The sequence below is a fragment of the Microbispora sp. NBC_01389 genome (assembly GCF_045040095.1).
Taxonomy (GTDB): domain Bacteria; phylum Actinomycetota; class Actinomycetes; order Streptosporangiales; family Streptosporangiaceae; genus Microbispora.
The window spans coordinates 715,901-733,245 of the sequence record NZ_CP109552.1 but is presented as its reverse complement, the minus strand read 5'-3'; the positions used below and the strand labels follow the sequence as shown (position 1 = coordinate 733,245).

The 17,345-nt window shown below is 71.2% G+C and carries 15 protein-coding genes; 7 read left to right on the top strand and 8 right to left on the bottom strand.

Annotated features, from left to right (window positions below):
• Positions 1-187: 187 nt before the first annotated feature.
• From OG344_RS03395 to OG344_RS03385, 3 genes are read right to left on the bottom strand one after another with little or no spacing between them, the layout of a single operon-like run.
• The gene (locus tag OG344_RS03395) at positions 188-1,297 is read right to left on the bottom strand and encodes a type III PLP-dependent enzyme (protein ID WP_405086931.1); all 1,110 of its coding nucleotides are present in this window, start codon (positions 1,295-1,297) and stop codon (positions 188-190) included.
• Positions 1,294-4,713, bottom strand: coding sequence for an IucA/IucC family protein (locus OG344_RS03390; protein WP_405086930.1), 3,420 nt, complete (start codon positions 4,711-4,713; stop codon positions 1,294-1,296). The genes OG344_RS03395 and OG344_RS03390 overlap by 4 nt, the downstream gene beginning before the upstream one ends.
• Positions 4,698-6,074, bottom strand: a complete 1,377-nt coding sequence (locus tag OG344_RS03385; RefSeq protein WP_405086929.1) for a siderophore biosynthesis protein — start codon at positions 6,072-6,074, stop codon at positions 4,698-4,700. Before OG344_RS03385 ends, OG344_RS03390 begins: the two co-directional genes overlap by 16 nt.
• A gap of 117 nt (positions 6,075-6,191) precedes the next feature.
• Between OG344_RS03385 and nudC the strand changes: the two genes are divergently transcribed.
• A complete protein-coding gene (gene nudC / locus OG344_RS03380; protein WP_405089039.1) occupies positions 6,192-7,106 on the top strand; it encodes an NAD(+) diphosphatase in 915 nt (304 codons plus the stop codon).
• A 3-nt stretch (positions 7,107-7,109) separates the two neighbouring features.
• Here nudC and OG344_RS03375 read toward each other — a convergent pair whose 3' ends face one another.
• A complete protein-coding gene (locus OG344_RS03375; RefSeq protein ID WP_111697897.1) occupies positions 7,110-7,349 on the bottom strand; it encodes a mycoredoxin in 240 nt (79 codons plus the stop codon).
• 146 nt (positions 7,350-7,495) lie between these two features.
• On the bottom strand, positions 7,496-8,530 hold the full coding sequence (locus OG344_RS03370; protein WP_405086928.1) for an alpha/beta fold hydrolase: 1,035 nt from the start codon (positions 8,528-8,530) through the stop codon (positions 7,496-7,498).
• 151 nt (positions 8,531-8,681) lie between these two features.
• Between OG344_RS03370 and OG344_RS03365 the strand changes: the two genes are divergently transcribed.
• From OG344_RS03365 to OG344_RS03340, 6 genes are all read left to right on the top strand, one after another.
• Complete coding sequence (locus OG344_RS03365) at positions 8,682-10,736, top strand: ATP-dependent DNA helicase UvrD2 (RefSeq protein WP_405086927.1); 2,055 nt, start codon at positions 8,682-8,684, stop codon at positions 10,734-10,736.
• 25 nt (positions 10,737-10,761) lie between these two features.
• Positions 10,762-11,658, top strand: coding sequence for an acyl-CoA thioesterase (locus OG344_RS03360; RefSeq protein ID WP_405086926.1), 897 nt, complete (start codon positions 10,762-10,764; stop codon positions 11,656-11,658).
• 140 nt (positions 11,659-11,798) lie between these two features.
• Positions 11,799-12,107 (top strand): hypothetical protein, encoded by a 309-nt coding sequence (locus OG344_RS03355; RefSeq protein WP_405086925.1) that lies wholly within the window; start codon positions 11,799-11,801, stop codon positions 12,105-12,107.
• A 121-nt stretch (positions 12,108-12,228) separates the two neighbouring features.
• Positions 12,229-12,492 carry a WhiB family transcriptional regulator gene (locus tag OG344_RS03350; protein ID WP_111697892.1) on the top strand — a complete coding sequence of 88 codons (264 nt, stop codon included), beginning with the start codon at positions 12,229-12,231 and terminating at the stop codon, positions 12,490-12,492.
• A 37-nt stretch (positions 12,493-12,529) separates the two neighbouring features.
• Positions 12,530-12,712 carry a hypothetical protein gene (locus OG344_RS03345; RefSeq protein ID WP_327047766.1) on the top strand — a complete coding sequence of 61 codons (183 nt, stop codon included), beginning with the start codon at positions 12,530-12,532 and terminating at the stop codon, positions 12,710-12,712.
• Positions 12,713-12,957: 245 nt separating this feature from the next.
• Positions 12,958-13,530, top strand: coding sequence for a hypothetical protein (locus OG344_RS03340; protein WP_405086924.1), 573 nt, complete (start codon positions 12,958-12,960; stop codon positions 13,528-13,530).
• Positions 13,531-13,601: 71 nt separating this feature from the next.
• On the opposite strand, the gene OG344_RS03335 is transcribed toward OG344_RS03340, so the two are convergent.
• From OG344_RS03335 to OG344_RS03325, 3 genes are all read right to left on the bottom strand, one after another.
• Entirely contained in the window at positions 13,602-15,197 is a 1,596-nt protein-coding gene (locus tag OG344_RS03335) for a restriction endonuclease (protein WP_405086923.1), read from the bottom strand.
• Between the two features lie 287 nt (positions 15,198-15,484).
• Positions 15,485-16,057 carry an HD family hydrolase gene (locus OG344_RS03330; protein WP_405086922.1) on the bottom strand — a complete coding sequence of 191 codons (573 nt, stop codon included), beginning with the start codon at positions 16,055-16,057 and terminating at the stop codon, positions 15,485-15,487.
• Between the two features lie 19 nt (positions 16,058-16,076).
• A complete protein-coding gene (locus tag OG344_RS03325) occupies positions 16,077-17,138 on the bottom strand; it encodes a helix-turn-helix domain-containing protein (RefSeq protein ID WP_405086921.1) in 1,062 nt (353 codons plus the stop codon).
• Positions 17,139-17,345: the final 207 nt, after the last annotated feature.

Sequence of the window (17,345 nt, the reverse complement as noted above, 5' to 3'; positions counted from 1 at the left end):
GACACGGAAGGTAACCGATAAGTGATGGCACGGGTGCCTCAGGAGGCGGGTGAAGTGGAGGGACTTCCACCGGGTGGAGAAAACCACTCCGGTGATTCGGTCATTGGCCGTAAATGTTTGCCTGACTCGACGTCATCAGCTCGCTCAACGAGGCCCGCCTCGCCAACTCCGCGAAGGTTCTCGGCCCTCAGCGCAAGTAGTGGAACTCAGGCTTCGGGTGCATGAGGAAGTCGTGGTGGGAGATGTTCCAGGCGTACGCGCCGGCCATGGCGAAGGCGACCACGTCGCCGACGGCGAGTGCGGCGGGGACGCGGCGGGCGAAGACGTCCTTGGGGGTGCAGAGCCGTCCCACCAAGGTCACCGGCCCGTCCTCGCCCTCCCCGTTTCGAGGCAGCACGGCGCACGGCTGGTCGTGGCCCTTCGTCACCGGCGTCCGCAGGTGATGGGTGCCGCCGGAGAGCACGGCGAAGCGCTCCCCGTGGACCCGCTTCACGTCGAGCACGGTCGTCAGATACCACCCGCAGTAGGCGGTCAGGGCCCGCCCCGGCTCCACGCGCAGCGTCTCGCCTGGCCGGGCCAGTGCCCGCAGGCCCGCGCCGTACGCCTCCCAGTCGAACCGCTCCCCGGGACGCGTGTAGGAGACGGCCATCCCGCCGCCGAGGTTGAACTCCCGCAGGCCCAGGCTCCTGCCGTACGCGAGGACGGCCTCGGCGAGGGTGAGCAGGCCGGAAGCGGCCAGGCCGCTCGCCAGGTGGGCGTGGACGCCCCGCAGCCGCAGCGCCCCCCGCCCGCCCGGCTCGGCCCCGAGCAGGGCCAGGCATTCGGCGACCCCGTCCGGGTCCATGCCGAACGGCGTTGCGCCGCCGCCCATCGCGAGGGCCGCGCCGGTGACGGGCACGTCGAGGTTGACCCGCAGCAGCACGTCCGCCGGGCCGCGCAGACGCCGGAGCTCGGCCGGGCTCTCGATGTGCCACCGGTAGGCCGAGGGGGCGAGGGCCAACTCGGCGCCGGTCTTGCCCGGCCCGCCGAAGCTCAGCCGGGCGTCTGGCAGCAGCGCCCTGACGTGCTCGAACTCGCCGCCGGAGGAGACCTCGAACCCGTCCGCGTACGGCGCGAGCGCCCGCAGCACCTCGGGGTCGGGGTTGGCCTTGACGGCGTAGCAGAGCTCGGTCCCGGCCAGGGCGGCCCGTACGGCCGACGCGTGGCGGGCGAGCCCCGCGAGGTCATAGACGTAGGCGGGGACGTCGTCCAGCGACTCGGCGACCCGCCGCACGCCCGATGGGATGTCCATGCTCATCTGCGCCCCCTGGCGTGGGTCGGCTCGGGCCAGAGCGGGCCGGGGAGGGGCCCCGGCGGCGCGAGCGGGTTGGCGACGGGCACGTATCCGGCCTCCCGGTCGGCCGCCCTCGCCCACCGTACGGTGAGGTTCGCCTTTGCGGGCAGCGGCGCCCCCGCCAGCAGCCGCGTCAACGGTGCGAGGGCGTCGCGTCCGGCAGCGCGTCCGACAGCACGGTCGGCGGTACGGTCGGGCGCGTGGTCGGGCGCGTGGACGGCGACGTAGCGCTCCAGGGACGCGCGGGCGGCGGCCCACAGGTCCCGCAGGAGCCGGTCACCCCCCGCGTCCGCAGCCCGGTTCGCTACCGCGTCGGCCGCCCGTTTCGCCGCCGGGTCCGTGGCCGGGCCTGTCGTTCCGTCCGTCGCCGCGGCGGCCACTGTGGCGGCGACCTCCGCCAGATGGTTGACGAAGAGACAGTAGGCCACCCGGTCCCAGCCGCGCCCGGCGTCGTACGACAGGGAGCTCGCGACCTCGCCCGGCTGGCCCGTCAGGTCGTGGCGGCCGGTGACCAGCTTGGTGCCCTCCAGGTCGCGGAAGACGACCTCGGCGGGCCGGCCGTCTGCGTCGAACCCGACGAGCACGTTCTGCACGTGGGGTTCGAGCACGACGCCGTGCCGGACATAGGCGTCGAGCACCGGGTACGCCACCCGCTCGGCGTACGCCTCGAACCAGGCGACCGGGTCGGCCGCCCGGCGGGCCAGGACGGCCTTCGGGACCCCTTCGGCGCCCGCCGCCACGGCCGCGGCGAGGACCGGCGTGATCCCCGGCCCGCACACGGCCCACGGCCCGGTACGGACGATCACCGACAATCCTTCGAGCAGCCGCGTGCCGAGCGCGGCCGACCGGTAACCGGGCTCCGGCAGCCAGCGCGTGCCGGGAAAACGCCTGTCCAGCAGCTCGAAGACGGGGGCGAGCCGCCGGGTCAGCTCCACCGCGCCGGCCAGCTCGTACCACGCGTTCTTGCGCACGCAGTTGGTGATCCGCACGTCCAGGCTGAACTTCAGGCACACGCCGGCGCCGGGGTCGTACACGGTCCGGACCGAGGACGTCGGCACGACCGCGCGGGGGCCGGGCCCGAGGTCCACGAGCCGTCCGTCCGCGAGCGGCTCCCGCAGCTCGGCGGCCAGCAGGCGGAACTGCCACGGATGGGCGGGCAGCGGCAGATAGCCCGGCGGCGCCTCGCCGAAGCCGTCCAGCGCCGTCGTGTCGCCGTCCTGGGCCACCAGGTCGGCGCGCACTCCGAGCAGGCGCGGCGCGAAGCGCGCGTGCGCCTCCGGTGCGTAGTCGAGCCAGCCGTCGCCCGCGCGGGCCTTCGGAGCGGGATGGAACGGGTGCCCGGCCACGAGGGCCTGCTCGGAGGCGAGCCAGGGGTCGGCGGGCGGGGCGGCTCGCTCGCGGGCCGCGAGGATCGCGGCGGCCGCGTCGCGCCCGGCGCGGACCTGGCCGGCGAACTCCTCGTTGCCGCCGTCGAGATCGCTCTCCACGAGCGCGAGGAGGGCGGGCAGGTCGAGGGGCCGCCACCGCCCCTCCGTCAGGCATTCAGGCGGGTCGTCGAAACGCAGGGCGATGCCTCCGCGCGCGCGGACGCGCACCGGAGTCCCGGCCACCCGGAGCATCAGATGCGGCCCGGCGGCGCGTACGTCGCCACGCGGGCCGCCGACCTCGCGCAGCCAGCAGCGCAGCAGCGCCCGCAACGCGGTCCCCTCGGCCGTCAGATCCGCAGCAGTGAGATCCGCAGCAGTGAGATCCGCAGCCGGGAGATCCACTGAGCGGGCGCCTCTCAGATAGTTGGGGCCGGTCGTGCCGTAGAACTTGTTGACGTCCCGGGCCCCGGTGCGCTCCTTCGCGACAAGCGTCCCGGCGACCACCATCGACTTGCCGGTGAGGCGGGCGGCGTCGAGCGTGCGGGCCCGCAGCAGCCGGGCCATCGGGTCGTCCCCGTACGGCTCCAGCGCGGCCGTCAGCGCCCGCCGGACCAGCGCGGCGCCGGAGTCGGGCAGCAGGCCGTGGGCCACCGCCATGGCGGCCAGGTGCAGAGTGATCGTCACGAAGACGTCGGCGAGCGCGTACGGGTCGTCGGTCAGCATGCGCGCGTCGCTGAAGTCCGGCGCGTCGAGCCCGGCGGCCCGCAGCCGCCCGGGGGAGGCGAGCAGCCCGTCGTTGTCCTTGACCAGCAGCCGCATGGGCCCGTCGCCGAACAGCAGGGCCAGGTTCTGCTGGTGGGCCTCCAGCGCGACGCCGTACCGCACGAACAGCGCGACGTTCCAGGCCAACAGCGCCGCGAGGTAGTCGTCCAGCAGCGCGCGCACGTCGCCGCCGTAGTGCCGCCCGGCCACCTCGTGCGCGACGAGCCGGTCGTCCCCGTCCGGCAGGGGCGCGAGGAGGGCCGCGACCGGGACGATCTCGCCCTCGGGCAGCCCGCGGACCAGCCAGCCCAGATATTCGTGCCCGGCGTGCCCGTACGTCTGCTCGTCGGCGAGCGTGGCGCGCAGGCCGGGCTCGCGCAGCAGGATCCGGCGCAGCAGCGACTCGGCCAGCGCGCCGTCCCGCAGCGTGCCCGGTTTGATCGACCTGCGGTTGCGCAGGCCGAGCGTGCTGGTGGGCAGCGGCAGCTTGAGATGGACGCGCGGGCCGGCCTCGACCGTCCGCATCGACAGGGTCGGCCGCACGTCCAGGTACGGACGGCGCCCCGGCACCAGTCCGGAAAGCTCGGGGAGCACCCCGGGAAGCCCCGCCACCAGCGGCTCCGCCAGGGGATGGACGGGGAACAGCACGTGCGTCCGGGCGAGGCCGGGCGGCAGCCCCACGTCGCCTGGCCGGGGCCACCACGCGGGCGGCTCCGGCCGGGACAGCGTCGCGAGCTCCCTCGGCACCGCCGTCCAGCGCATCGTGAACTCGGGGGCGAACTCCGGCGCGTACGACGGCAGGTCGCCGGAAGAGACGCCGAGGCGGCAGCGGGCCGTCGGATAGAGCGGATGGTCCACCGAGGCGGCCAGCGACTCGTAGCGGATCAGCCCGTCCCGTTCGCGCAGCCGCCGGGCCACCTCGCCGCGCAGCCGGTGCCGGGCCTTCAGGGCCGTGAGCGTCTCGCGGCACTCCTGGGCGAAGGCGGCGACCCCCTCGGCGTCGGCCGGGTCGGCGACCTCCCGCAGCGTGTCCAGCACCTCGGCCAGGCGCAGGCGCTCGTCCGGGGCCGTCCAGAAGTCCTGGAACGGGCTGCCCGGCGTGAGGCCGGCCCGCCGTCCCGAGGCGAGGACGATCGCGACGCCGTCCCGGTCGCGGGTCACCCGGGAGGAGACGCCGCCGTAGTCCTCCCGCAGCAGCGCGTCGAGCACCCGCGCCGCGAGATAGTGCTCCGCCGTCATGCCAGCACCCAAGGGTGCTCCTTCCGGAACGCGTCCACCGCGGCGTCGACGCGCTCCCGGTCCGGGCCGACGGCGCGGAGCAGGCCGAGATAGTCGCGGTTGGTGCCGGTCACCTCCACGTGATCGCCGACCTGGCGCAGCGCCCGGTGCCACAGCCGTACGCCGTCCCCGGCGCCCGCCGCAGGGATGCCCGGCCCGGAAAGGCCCGCCGCGGAGAAATTCGGCGCGGGAAGGCCCGGCGCGGAGAAATTCGGCGCGGGAAGGCCCGGTGCGGAGAAGTCCGGCGGGGAGAAGTCCGGCGGGGGAAGATCCGGCGGTGCGGCGGTGACCGTGCCGGAGCGCTCGGCCACGAGGCTCACGACAGACCCGTACGCCGGACGCGGGCCGCCGGCGTCGAACGCACCGGCGCCGAACGCACCGGCGCCGAACGCACCGGCGCCGGACGCGTCGAAGTCGAACGTGGAGAGGGGTTCGCCCGCGTGGATTCGCAGGATCCACTCGTGCAGGGGCGCGCCGAGAAGGTCGGCTAGCAGGAAGTCGCAGGTGTCGCCGATGAGCCGATAGTTGATCTCGATGATCCGCGGGCCGTCCCGGGTGACGGCGTACTCGGTGTGGCACACCCCGAAACCGACGCCCGCGGCGTCCAGCGCTGCGGACAGGTGGGGGAGATGCCCGGGGTCCGGGGGCCGCCAGTCCAGGCGTTCCTCGATGAATCGCGGCGGCGGGCCGAGCGTGGTCGCGAACCCGCCGAGAACCCGCCGCGCACCGCCGTCGTGACGGCCGTCACCGGCCCCGTCGCCCAGGGTTTCCAGTGTGCGCACCGGCCCGTCCAGGAACTCCTCGGCCACCAGGACCTCGGCCGGACGGCGCTCCCGGATCTCCGCCACCGCCGCGCGCAGCGCGTCCGGACCATCCACGAGCACGACGTCCTCGCTCGCCACGCCGAGCGCGGGCTTGACCACCACCGGGTACGGCAGGTCGCGTGGGAGATCGCCGCCGGGAGGGATCCGTACGGACCTGACCGGTTCCACGGCGGCGAGGGCGCGGCGCGTCAGCGCCTTGTTCTTGGCGGTGACGCAGGCCCGCCAGTCCTTGCCCGGCAGGCCGAAATACTCGGCGGCGAGCGCGGCGGGGGCCTGGAGGTGGTCGGAGTTCGAGAAGATCACGCCGGGCGGGTGATGGGCGGCCACGGCGTCGATCACGGCCCTGGCGTCGCGGACGTCGGCCATGACGACCTCGCATCCGGGGTACCCGGCATACCGATCAGGCTGGTCGGTGAGTATCGTCACGTCCCAGCCCAGCGCGGCCGCGGCGGGGAGGAATCCGCCGGTCACCGAGTCGGTCGGGTTGAGCGTGGTGAGGTACAGCCGCACCGGCCCTCCGATAGGTAAGGCTAACCTAAGTGACTGCATCCTAGCGCGGCGACGCGGGGAACGGGCTTGGCGGGGAGATTGCCGCGGCGGCGGCAGTGGAAGGATGACGGGGTGGAAATCGCGGACGGACTGCTCGGCCCCCTGCTCCTCGCGAGGAGCGCCATCGACCGGTCGGCGGCCCTGCGCGGCGACGAGGAGTGGCTGCGGCGAGCCTGGGAGGCGGAGAAGACGAGGGTTCTCCTCGTCCACGACGGCCGCACGCTGATCAGCCGCTTCACCGACGGCGCGGCGCTGGTGCTCACCTCTCCGGCGGAGGCGCCGGAGGGCACGCGTTATCTCCTCGGCGTGGACGAGGACGGCGTGCCCTACTTCGCGGTCAACGCGCCGCTGCCCGAGCCGGCCCGGAGCGCCGGCGACGTGGCCGGCCTGCGGGAGGCCGCGGTGCTGCTCGACGACCGCGACGCGGGGCTGCTCGTCTACGCGGTGGCCCTGGAGGCCTGGCACGCCACCCATGAGTTCTGCCCCAGGTGCGGCGGCCGTACGGACGTGACCGCGTCGGGGCACATGCGGGTGTGCCCGCGCGACGGCAGTCAGCACTTCCCCCGCGTCGACCCCGCCGTGATCATGCTGGTCCACGACGACGAGGGCCGCGTCCTGCTGGCGCGCGGCCCGGCGTGGCCGGCCAACCGGATGTCGGTGCTCGCCGGGTTCGTCGAGCCCGGCGAGTCGCTGGAGCACGCGGTGGTGCGCGAGGTCCTGGAGGAGGTCGGCGTCGCCGTCGCCACCCCCCGCTATCTGGGCAGTCAGCCCTGGCCGTTCCCGCGCAGCCTGATGCTCGGCTTCTTCGCCCGCGCCGTCACGACCGACCTGCGCCCCGACCTGGACGAGATCGCCGAGGCCCGCTGGCTGTCCCGGGAGGAGCTTGAGGCCCAGGTGCGGTCGGGTGAGCTGCTCCTGCCGACCGAGGTCTCGATCGCCCGGCGGATGATCGAGACCTGGTACGGCGGGCCGCTCCCCGACTCCGGCCGGTAGGAGTCAGCAGGCGCCCTGGAGGTGCCGCTTGACCTCGGCGACCGAGGGGTTCGTCATGGTGTGGCAGTCGGTGACCACGGTCGGCACGACCTGGTTGCCGTTGTTCACGCTCATGACGAACTCGGCGGCGTCCGGGTGGCGCTCGATGTCGACCTCGCTGAAGGCGATGCCCTCACGCGTGAGCTGGCTCTTCAGCCGCTTGCAGGGGCCGCACCAGCTCGTGGTGTAGACCGTGAGCGCCATCTTCGTCCCTTTCCTGGGGCAACTTCCGGGGCAACTTCATGGGGCAGGTTCGTGGGCAACGCGTTGCTTGGGCAGTCATGGCAACATCCCGGACGCGCCCGCTGTTCCCCGCTCGGCCCTGCGGCCCGATGCGGTCCGGCGTCCGGTCAGCGGGCGGGCTGCGCCAGCCGGGCGGCGATCCACGCCCGCACGGTCTCGGCGACCCCGGGCTCACGGTAGAGCGGCGCGCTGTGGAAGGTGCCGGCCATCGTCTTGATGGTCATCGGGACCCCGACGTTCTCCAGCGACTCCCTCAGCACCTCGCTCTGGTACGGCGGCACGAACTCGTCGGCCGAGTGGACCGCGAGCATCGGCGCGTCGCCGGGGGTGGCGTGGAACGGCACCTCCATGCTCGACCAGACACGCGGGCACTGGGCCGGGGCGCAGCCGCCCGCCAGCCGTACCGCCGCCCGGCGCAGCTTGCGCTGCTCGAACGTGCCGTCGGCGGTGCCGTCCTCGTACGCCGAGAGCGGCGAGACGGGCGGGGAGATCCCGACGACCCCGCGCAGGCCCGGCCGGCCGTCGCCGTAGGTGCCGACGGCGGCGGCGAGGTGGCCCCCGGCGGAGAACCCGACGAGCACGTAGCGCCCGGGGTCGGTGTTGAACAGGGCCGGGTGCCTGCGCACGGCGGCGACCGCGGACAGGACGTCGGTGCGCTGGGCCGGCCACGGCGCGTCGCCGGAGAGCCGGTAGTCGAGGTTGACGACGGTGTAGCCCTGCTGGACGTAGTAGCGGGTGACCGACGTCATGTACTTCTTGTCGCCTCCCGACCACCAGCCGCCGTGGACGACGAACACGGCGGGACGCCGCGGGCCGGTGGGATGCCACCACACGTCCATGATCTGGCGGGGGTGCGGGCCGTACGCGTAGGTGCGCATCCTCGCGCCGGCGGGCGGCGTCGTGGACGCCGTGGGCGAGGCGGTGGCCGACGGCGTGGGCGACCCGGACGGTGTGGCGGACCCGGACGGCGTGGCCGACGCGGACGACACGGGGGAGGCGGACGGAACCGGACCGGCCGACGGCTGCGGCGCGGGGTCGCCGGTGGGGGTCGCGGCGGCGGCCCGCGCGCCTGGCGAGGTGAGCATCAGCGCGGCGAGGGCGGCGGCGCCCATGCCCATGGCAGTTCGGACCGCGGTTCCCACGGCGTCATCCTCCCCGATGTCGCGTCGTTGTTCGCGTCTTCTTCGCGTCGCTGTCGCGTCGTGCCCCGACCGGTCCGTGGGACACGCTCGGTCTGCTGCTGCAAGGATGATGCCAGTAACAACGTCCGCCACGCATGTTGGGAGCGGCTCCTTGGACGTCCTCGACGGTCTGGACCCCGAGCAGCGCGAGGTCGCCCAGGCGGTGCGCGGACCGGTGTGCGTGCTCGCGGGCGCGGGCACCGGCAAGACCCGCGCCATCACCCATCGCATCGCGTACGCCGTGCAGACGGGGGTCGTCGAGCCGCAGGGGGTGCTCGCCGTCACCTTCACGACCCGTGCGGCGGCCGAGCTGAAGCAGCGGCTGCGCCTGCTCGGCGCGCCGGGGGTGCAGGCCCGCACGTTCCACGCGGCGGCGCTGCGCCAGCTCAGCTACTTCTGGCCCCGGGTGATCGGCGGTGACCCGCCGCAGGTGGTCGAGTCGAAGCTGCCGCTGCTGATCGAGGCGGCCCGGCGGCTGCGCCGGAACCCCGAGCGCGGCGAGCTGCGCGACGTCGCGAGCGAGATCGAGTGGGCGAAGGTCACCCAGGTCGGCCCGGAGGACTACCCGGCCGCCGCCGTCAAGGCGCGGCGCACCCCGCCGATCGCGCCCGAGGAGGTCGCGCGGCTGTACGAGGGCTACGAGAACGTGCGCCGCCAGCGGAACCTGATCGACTTCGAGACGATCCTGGAGCTCACCGCGGCCGTGATGACCGAGCACCGGGAGGTCGCGGCGCAGATCCGCCAGCAGTACCGCTACTTCGTGGTCGACGAGTTCCAGGACGTCAACCCGCTGCAGAAGCTGCTGCTCGACACGTGGCTCGGCGGGCGCGACGACCTGTGCGTGGTGGGCGACCCCAACCAGACGATCTACTCGTTCACCGGCGCGACGCCCCACTATCTGACGAACTTCGCCGTCGAGCATCCCTCGGCGGCCGTGATCCGGCTGGTGCGCGACTACCGGTCGACGCCGCAGGTGGTCACCCTGGCCAACCGGGTCATGGCCCGCTCGCCGCACCGGCTGGAGCTGGTCGCCCAGCGGCCGGACGGCCCCGAACCGGTCTTCACCGAGTACGACGACGAGCAGGCGGAGGCCCTCGGTGTCGCGCTCACCGTCAAGAAGCTGATGGCCGACGGCGTGCCCACCCGCGCGATCGCGGTGCTGTTCCGGATCAACGCCCAGTCGGAGGCGTACGAGCAGGCGTTCAGCGACTCCGGCGTGCCCTACCTGCTGCGCGGGGCGGATCGGTTCTTCGAGCGCCCCGAGGTGCGCCAGGCCGTGGTGCTGCTGCGCGGCGCCGCCCGGTCGGCCGGCGACGAGCCGCTGGCGCCCGCCGTGCACGCGATCCTCTCGGGCATCGGGCTGACCGCCGAAGCGCCCGGAGGGGGCAAGGCGAGGGAGAAGTGGGAGTCGCTCAAGGCCCTCGCCGACCTCGCCGAGGACATGGCGTCCGAGGGCGCCGACCTGCCCCGCTTCGTCGGCGAACTGGAGCGCCGGGCGGCGGAGCAGCACGCGCCGCCGGTCGAGGGCGTGACGCTCGCCTCGCTGCACGCCGCCAAGGGCCTGGAGTGGGACGCGGTCTTCCTCGTCGGGCTCACCGACGGCATGGTCCCGATCGTCTACGCGGAGACGCCGGACCAGGTCGAGGAGGAGCGGCGGCTGCTCTACGTCGGGGTCACCCGGGCCCGCGAGCACCTGCACCTGTCGTGGGCGCTCGCGAGGTCGCCCGGCGGGCGGCGCGCCCGCAAGCCGTCCCGGTTCCTCGACGGACTCTCCCCGCGTACGGCGAGCGTGAGCCGGGCCGAGCGGCCCGGTGGCGGGGGGAAGGGCAGGCGCGCCGCGGCGGCGCCGCTGCACTGCCGGATCTGCGGCAAGACGCTGTCCGTCGCGGCCGAGCAGAAGCTGGGCCGGTGCGCGACCTGCCCGGCCGACTACGACGAGGCGCTGCTCGAACGGCTCAAGGCGTGGCGCACGGCGGCGGCGAAGGAGGCCAAGGTCCCCGCGTACGTCGTCTTCACGGACGTCACCCTGCAGGCCATCGCGGAGCGGGTGCCCACCGCCGAGGAGGACCTGCTCACGATCGCGGGAATCGGGCGCGTCAAACTTGACCGGTACGGTGACGCGGTCCTGGGGCTGTGCCGCGGCGACGATAGTGTTACCGACGAGTAATTCCCCCGCCTGCTGGAGGCCTCCCGTGAACTCGGCCCTGAAGGAGCTGCTCGACCTGCTCGACCTGGAGCAGATCGAGCTCGACATCTTCCGGGGGCGCAGCCCGGAGGAGCGGTTCCAGCGGGTCTTCGGCGGCCAGGTGGCCGCGCAGGCGCTGGTGGCGGCCGGGCGCACGGTGCCGGGGGACCGCATGGTGCACTCGCTGCACGCCTACTTCATCCGGCCGGGCGACCCCGCCGTGCCGATCGTCTACAACGTGGATCGGGTGCGGGACGGCAGGTCGTTCACCACCCGGCGCATCACGGCCATCCAGCATGGCAAGGCGATCTTCTCGATGTCGGCGTCGTTCCACGTCGAGGAGCCGGGCGTGAGCCACCAGGCCGCCCGGATGCCGGAGGCGCCGGCCCCCGAGACGCTGCCGACCTTCCAGGAGCGGATGCGCGACGTCTTCGGTGACGAGCCGGGGTGGCGCGACCTGCTCTCGAAGCCGCGCCCGGTCGACCTCCGGTACGTCAACGCGCTGCCCTGGGAGGCGGCCAAGGACCCGAGCCTGGTCACCCCGGAGAACCGCGTGTGGTTCCGGTACGACGCCGACCTGCCCGACGACCCGCTGCTGCACATCGTGCTCGCGGCGTACGCCAGCGACTTCACGCTGGTGGACACCGTGCTGCTGGCGCACGGGCTCGCCTGGGGGTCCTCCGCCGTGTCCGGCGCGTCGCTGGACCACGCCATGTGGTTCCACCGGCCCTTCCGGGCCGACGACTGGCTGCTGTACGCCCAGGAGTCGCCCTGGTCCGGCGGGGCGCGCGGGCTCGCCCGCGGGCAGATGTTCACCCCCTCGGGGGAACTCGCCGTCTCCGTGGTCCAGGAGTGCCTGATCCGGGTGTCTCCGGAGCCACATCCTCGTGTCACGAAGTCGTGAAAATCGCAGGTAGAAAATAGGTTGCCCGGTCTGCTGCGGCGGTTTAGGGTCTTGGACAAGTCAGCCGGACACTTCTGCCCGGCGGGAACGCACAGCGAACAGTAGAGCGCACAGAAACGGAGGTGAGTCCAGTGAGGAACATGACGACGTCCCGCGTGCTGTGGCTCGTCTCCGCGCGCCCGGCCGCCGTTGCCGCGTCGACTGTCACGCCGGCTGGAACGCCGGTGAAACTGCGGCGTGGCGAAGCCGCCGCCGCCCTGGCTCCGCTGAGCGGAGTCGCGGGCTCGGCCGCCTTCGGCGCGTTCGTCGGCCGCACCGGCCACAGCACCCCCACCCACCTTCCGGTGTATGTGAACCGGCCGATGGGTGATGAGCAGATCCGCGCCGCCGCTCGTGGCGGCGCCGCCCAGGGTCCGCACCACGCCTGGAGAGAACCAGTCATACCCTGACCGGTCTCCCTCTCCGGGCCGCGGATCCGCACCAGGATCCGCGGCCTTCTTGTTTGTCGGCCACGAATCCACACCCCGTAACGAGGACACCAGACCAGAAACACTCGAAGAGGTGACGCAGATGGCGGCCCCGGTCATGGACCTGATCGAAGCCGAAATCCCCTGCCGTACCGAGCCCGACCTGTGGTTCGCCGAGTCCCCCGAGGACGTGGAGTTCGCCAAGGCGCTCTGCGGCGGCTGCCCCATCCAGAAGGCCTGCCTGGCCCGCGCGCTGGAGCGCGAGGAGCCGTGGGGTGTCTGGGGCGGCGAGCTGATCCTGCGGGGGGTCGTCGTGCCCCGCAAGCGTCCCCGTGGGCGCCCGCGCAAGACCCCTGTCGCCGCCTGAACCGCACGACATCGAATCCGGAAGGAAACCGACCGAAATGAACATCGCCCCCATGACGACCATGTATCTGCACCAAGAACTGGTAGACGAGCGAATACGCACCCTGCACCGCGAGGCGGAGCAGGAGCGGCTCGCCGGCCGGGTCCGGAGCGTCGAGAAGGCGCGCCGGGAGGTCGAGCGCGCGTCCCGCAGGCTGAGATCCGCGCTGGCGCGCGTCTGACGCCGTGACCGGAGCAGAGTGAAACAGGGAAGGCCCGGGCCGGGGTGAACGGCCCGGGCCTTCGCCCATATCGGGCATCTAACCCGGCCTGCCGCAAAGATTGAGTCATCGGCCGCGCAGCAGAGCGCCTGCCGTGGGAGGTGCTCCGGGCCGCGGGGTATGAGCCGGACGGCCGTCCACGCCGCCGGGCGGAAGCGAGGGCGAGCAGCGGACGAGTGGCGGGGCGATCGGCGGACGGGATGCGGATGAGCGACAGGGCGAGACGGTTCCGCGGCCTGACCGCCGTAGCGCGGCGGCCCGCCGCCACCCCGACCACCGGCCCCAGCACCGGTCCGGTCGCCGACTCGATCACCCGCCAGAGCCCTGACCTGATTGGCGGCCCTAGCACCGGCTCGATCACCGGCTCGATCGCGGCGGGTCTGGTGGCCGCCGGCCTGATCGTCATCAGCCTGCCGCTTTTCTTCGTGCCGCCGGCCGGAGCCGCGCCGATCCCTCCGAGCCTGCGGTCAGCTCGCCACGCTCATGCCCGTGCTCACGGCAATGGTCACGGTGGTGGGCATGGACGCGGGGCGACGCAGAGCACCGGCGGCACCGGCACCTCGAACTCGCCCAGCATCGGCAGCCCCGCCCGGCAGGTCGCGGCCGGGCGGCGCAACGTGAACGCTCCGGCGGCCAACAGCGCCGTCACCTTCGCCGGCATCCAGCAGGTGTCGAGCGTCAGCGTCTTCACCAACACCCTCAACGGCAACTGCAGGCGGGGCATCAACCGCTGCGTCATCAACCAGACCCTGCGGGCAGTCGAAGGCCGCGGCGGCTAGCTCCGATTTCTCCACATGGAGGTGACGGGTCCAGCCCGCTACCTGGCGAACGCGTCTCTGTGGAGCACTCCTCAGGAACCGGGTCGACCGGTCTGTGTGTTGTCAGATGGTCGAGCGTTGCGGGGAGGAGTGACTCCAGGGATGACGTCAAGCCCCAGGTGTTCTTTAAGGAGGTGCTTCAGTTCGGCTCCGTTGATGAGGGTGATGCGGTTGCGTTGAGCGAACTGTTCGCTTGCTCGTCCGAACCATGAGGGGGTGACGAGGACGCCTGTGGTTGCGTTGTGGTCGGCCATAACGCCGGTAAGAGCGTGTACGGCATCGAGTCCCACGAGGCCCTTCCAGCGCTTGGCTTGGATCAGGCAGACACCACCGAAGAAGATGTTCTTGCTGGTTGCCACGGCGTCAACGCCGCCGTCCTTTGAGGGGACGGTGGCCCAGCTTTCGGCGCCCATGGCGATGAAGAGTTGCCGGATGAGGTGCTCGAACTCGGTAGGGGTGAGATCGAGGAGGTTGCGGCGTGAGTCGAGTGAGGCGACGACATCCGTGTCCTCGCTGAAGCGGAAGCGTTTGAGGTCGAAGGTGATGAAGGGCTCGATGGCTTCGACGTCATAGGGGTTGGGGGAGACCAGGGCGTGGAGTCGTTTGAGGCAGGCGGCCGGGTCTACTCGGGCCAGGACAAGTTCTGCGAAGTCGGAGCGTTCTGCTTCGACGCTGATGAGGTGTGGGCGGATCTCTTGGCCTGTGGCGTTGTCGATTGTCGTGATTCTGCCGTTGAGTACCACAGCTTCGACGATGTCCGAGGTTGCAGTGAATACTTCGTGCAGGGTTCGCAGGACGACGCGCGCGAGAAGCTGAGCATAGCGTTGCTTGATCTCAGTTGCCGGGCGGGGCACGGGATCGATGGCATCCCGGGACTTGACGTACTTGTATCCGCGGACGGTAGGGATCGCCGAGCTGACTGGGAGCTCTAGCTCGATCACTACATCATGGTTTTCTGGCCGGTAGGCGACCTGAAACTGTCGAGGGAAGCTGTCCGGGTAGTCCGAGGTTTCCAGCACTTGGCTGACGAACCACTCGACGGCTGAGGGCTCTCCGACACGCAGGGCTGCCTTCGCGACTTCCAGTTGCTGGTTCTTGGTATGCGCGGCCAGGTTCAGCGCTTGTACATGTTCGGCGTGAGCCTTGCGGGCTGCGGCAAGATCAGCGATGCGCTGTTCCTCACGTCGTGAATGCTTGGTGACCTCGTGTTCGTAGCGTTGCCGAGCGAGCTCCAGGTCGCGCTCGTAGCGGGATGGCCCTCCGATGAGACGAGCGAAGAACTTCGGCGGCTCCGGCTCAAAATCGCTCCAAGCCGGTGCTGGCTCCTGGTGGATCAGGGGTCCGGCATTGAACGGAGGCGTTTGGACGGTGACAGCCAAGTCATCGATGGACAGTGGTGGCTTCAAGAGCACCTCGGAGAGGATCGAGTCCAGGCGTGAGACCTCCAACTCGGCTTCCTCTGTCCGTCGTTCCGCAAGCTTCAGCTGATCCTCGACATGGCGTTGTTGGCGAGCCTTCTCAGCCGCCTTGGCTGCCCGGTCACGCTCCCGTGCCAGCCGCTCGGCCTCACGACGCTGGGCCGCCTGCTGGCGCTCCCATTCAGACCGCCCGCCTCCGCTGCGTGCCACGTAGAAACCTCCACGGTCGTCACCCAGATGCGTTCATAAGAGGCTTTCTCGCAGCGCTGTCGCAGGTCAAGACCAGTTCAGGACAGCAGTGCCGCACCGACCAAGGATTGAACCGACCGCGGTCGAGGTAGCGGGCATGTCGTTAACTCCCGTAGATCACGATCTTGTACTGGCATGGCACTCTACGCCTGCCGCCGGGGGCAGGTCCTCTAGATTTCTCGGTCGCCGTGGCTGCAAGAGAACCAGATTTATGCGACTCACTCGCCAATCACAGGCGTCTCAACCCGTCAGCCCTTGGCTCTGGGGAGCCAGTCGAGTGTGCCTTGGGTGAGGGCTTCCTCCGCAATTTCTTTGGCGCTGGCGGTGGTGAGGCCGGCGAGGGAGGTGTCGATCCAGTCTTGGACGTTGCGGTGGCCTTGCTCGGAGTATTCGCGGGCTTGGAGGAGGCATTCGAGCTTGTCGGCGTCGCGGGCGCAGCGTGATTCCAGCGTCTCGCGTCCTGTGTACTCCGAGACCGCCGAAGAGATCATTCGCGCGATGGCGTCGGGCAGCGGGGAGACCTGGTCGGCGGTTACGGTCTCGTTCTCGGCTGCTTGGACGTAGCGCTTCGTGAGGTGCGGGATGTCTGTGGTGCGGGTTTCTTGGCTGTCGTGCCAGAGGGCGAGGAAGGCGGCGCGTTGGGGGTCGGCGCCTTCCATGGCGGCCAAGACGGAGGCAATGACGGCGACACGGAAAGAGTGGTCGGCGATCGACTCTGGGGCAGGGACGCCCACGGTTGACCAGCCGGTTCGCTTAAACCGTTTGAGGAGTCCGATCTCGTAGAGGAAGCCGGTTAGGTCTCGCGTCTGGTCAGTACCCATTCCCGTCCTGTCGTTGGTCTCATCGTGTCGCGATCGCGACGCCGTACCGCAGCGCTTCCAGCTCTTGCCGGGCGCGTGGGGCCACAACGTTCTCATCGAGCAGACGCTCGATGTGGTTCTTCAGTTCTCCTCGGATCCTCTCAGGGGTCAGGAGGTCGGGGCGAGCCAATACGAGAGCCCACAGGGTGTGGATGTTCAGCTCGATGAAGCCGAGTTCGCCGGTCAGCCGGTCTAGGAGGTGTCGAATGAGACGGTCTCCTCGCCAGGCAGTGATCGGGTCTTCGGCCATGAAGGAGTCGCTGAGCCGGTCTCCGGATAGTTCGCCGGTCCAGAATGCCCAGTAGTTGAGGTTGGCGGTTTCGCTGACGTCATCGCCGAGCCGCTCGGCGATGAACGCCCGCATGGGTTCGGGGTCGCCGAGACGGGTGAGGGCACTCGCAGTGGAGCGTGCGAGGGGCCATGCGGCCGACCATCCTCGCTCTGACCGGACGATCCGTCGGTCTTTGCGATATCGCTCGACCAGCCATGCGGCGGTCTCTGCGGAGGAGCCGAATCCGAGGAGGTAATAGGTCTGTCGGGCGAGTAGGAGGCCGGCCTCTGACCGGCGGTCGGCACGTTCCGCGGCTGCCTGGAGATGTTGTGAGAGGTGGCGCCGTTCCTCGGCGCTGAGCGTCGGCCCTGCCGGGGTCGGTCCACGCCGCGATGAAGCATCGGGAAAGTCGTCGGGAGGGATGGCGGCCAATGGCCAGACGATGAGGCCGGTGAAGGGTCTGGAGACCACCCATGACCCTAGGAGATGGGCGTCTGCCTGGACCTCTCCCGGGCGAGACGTCAATGCGTCGCCGATGAACTGGTCTGCGTTGATGGCGAGTGTCAGGGCGTCGAGCAAACGTTGAGGCGCTCTGAGACGCAAGAGCGTGAACCGCAGCGCAGAGAACTCTCCAGCGGACATCGCGGCAAGGGGCCGCCGACCGGACTCCCATCCTTGGACGGCGGCGACCGACACGCCCAGTGCTTCGGCGAAGCGTTCTTGGGTCATTCCGACGGCCTCGCGCAGCAGCTTGAGGACATGGCCCGACACCCGGCCTTCCAAACCCTTACCGCTGGTCCGTGTTGCGCTGTTATGCCGAGGCATTCCCGCTCCGCAGGGGTGGCCACTCGTACTGCCGGTCAGTGCCGCACGGACGTCGCTCTCCGTACGGTCAGTTCCAGGACAACCACAGTAATCACCCAGTCCCGGAGCCGTTAGGACTTCCGGCGAAACCCACCCCCGAACGGAGGAACCCGA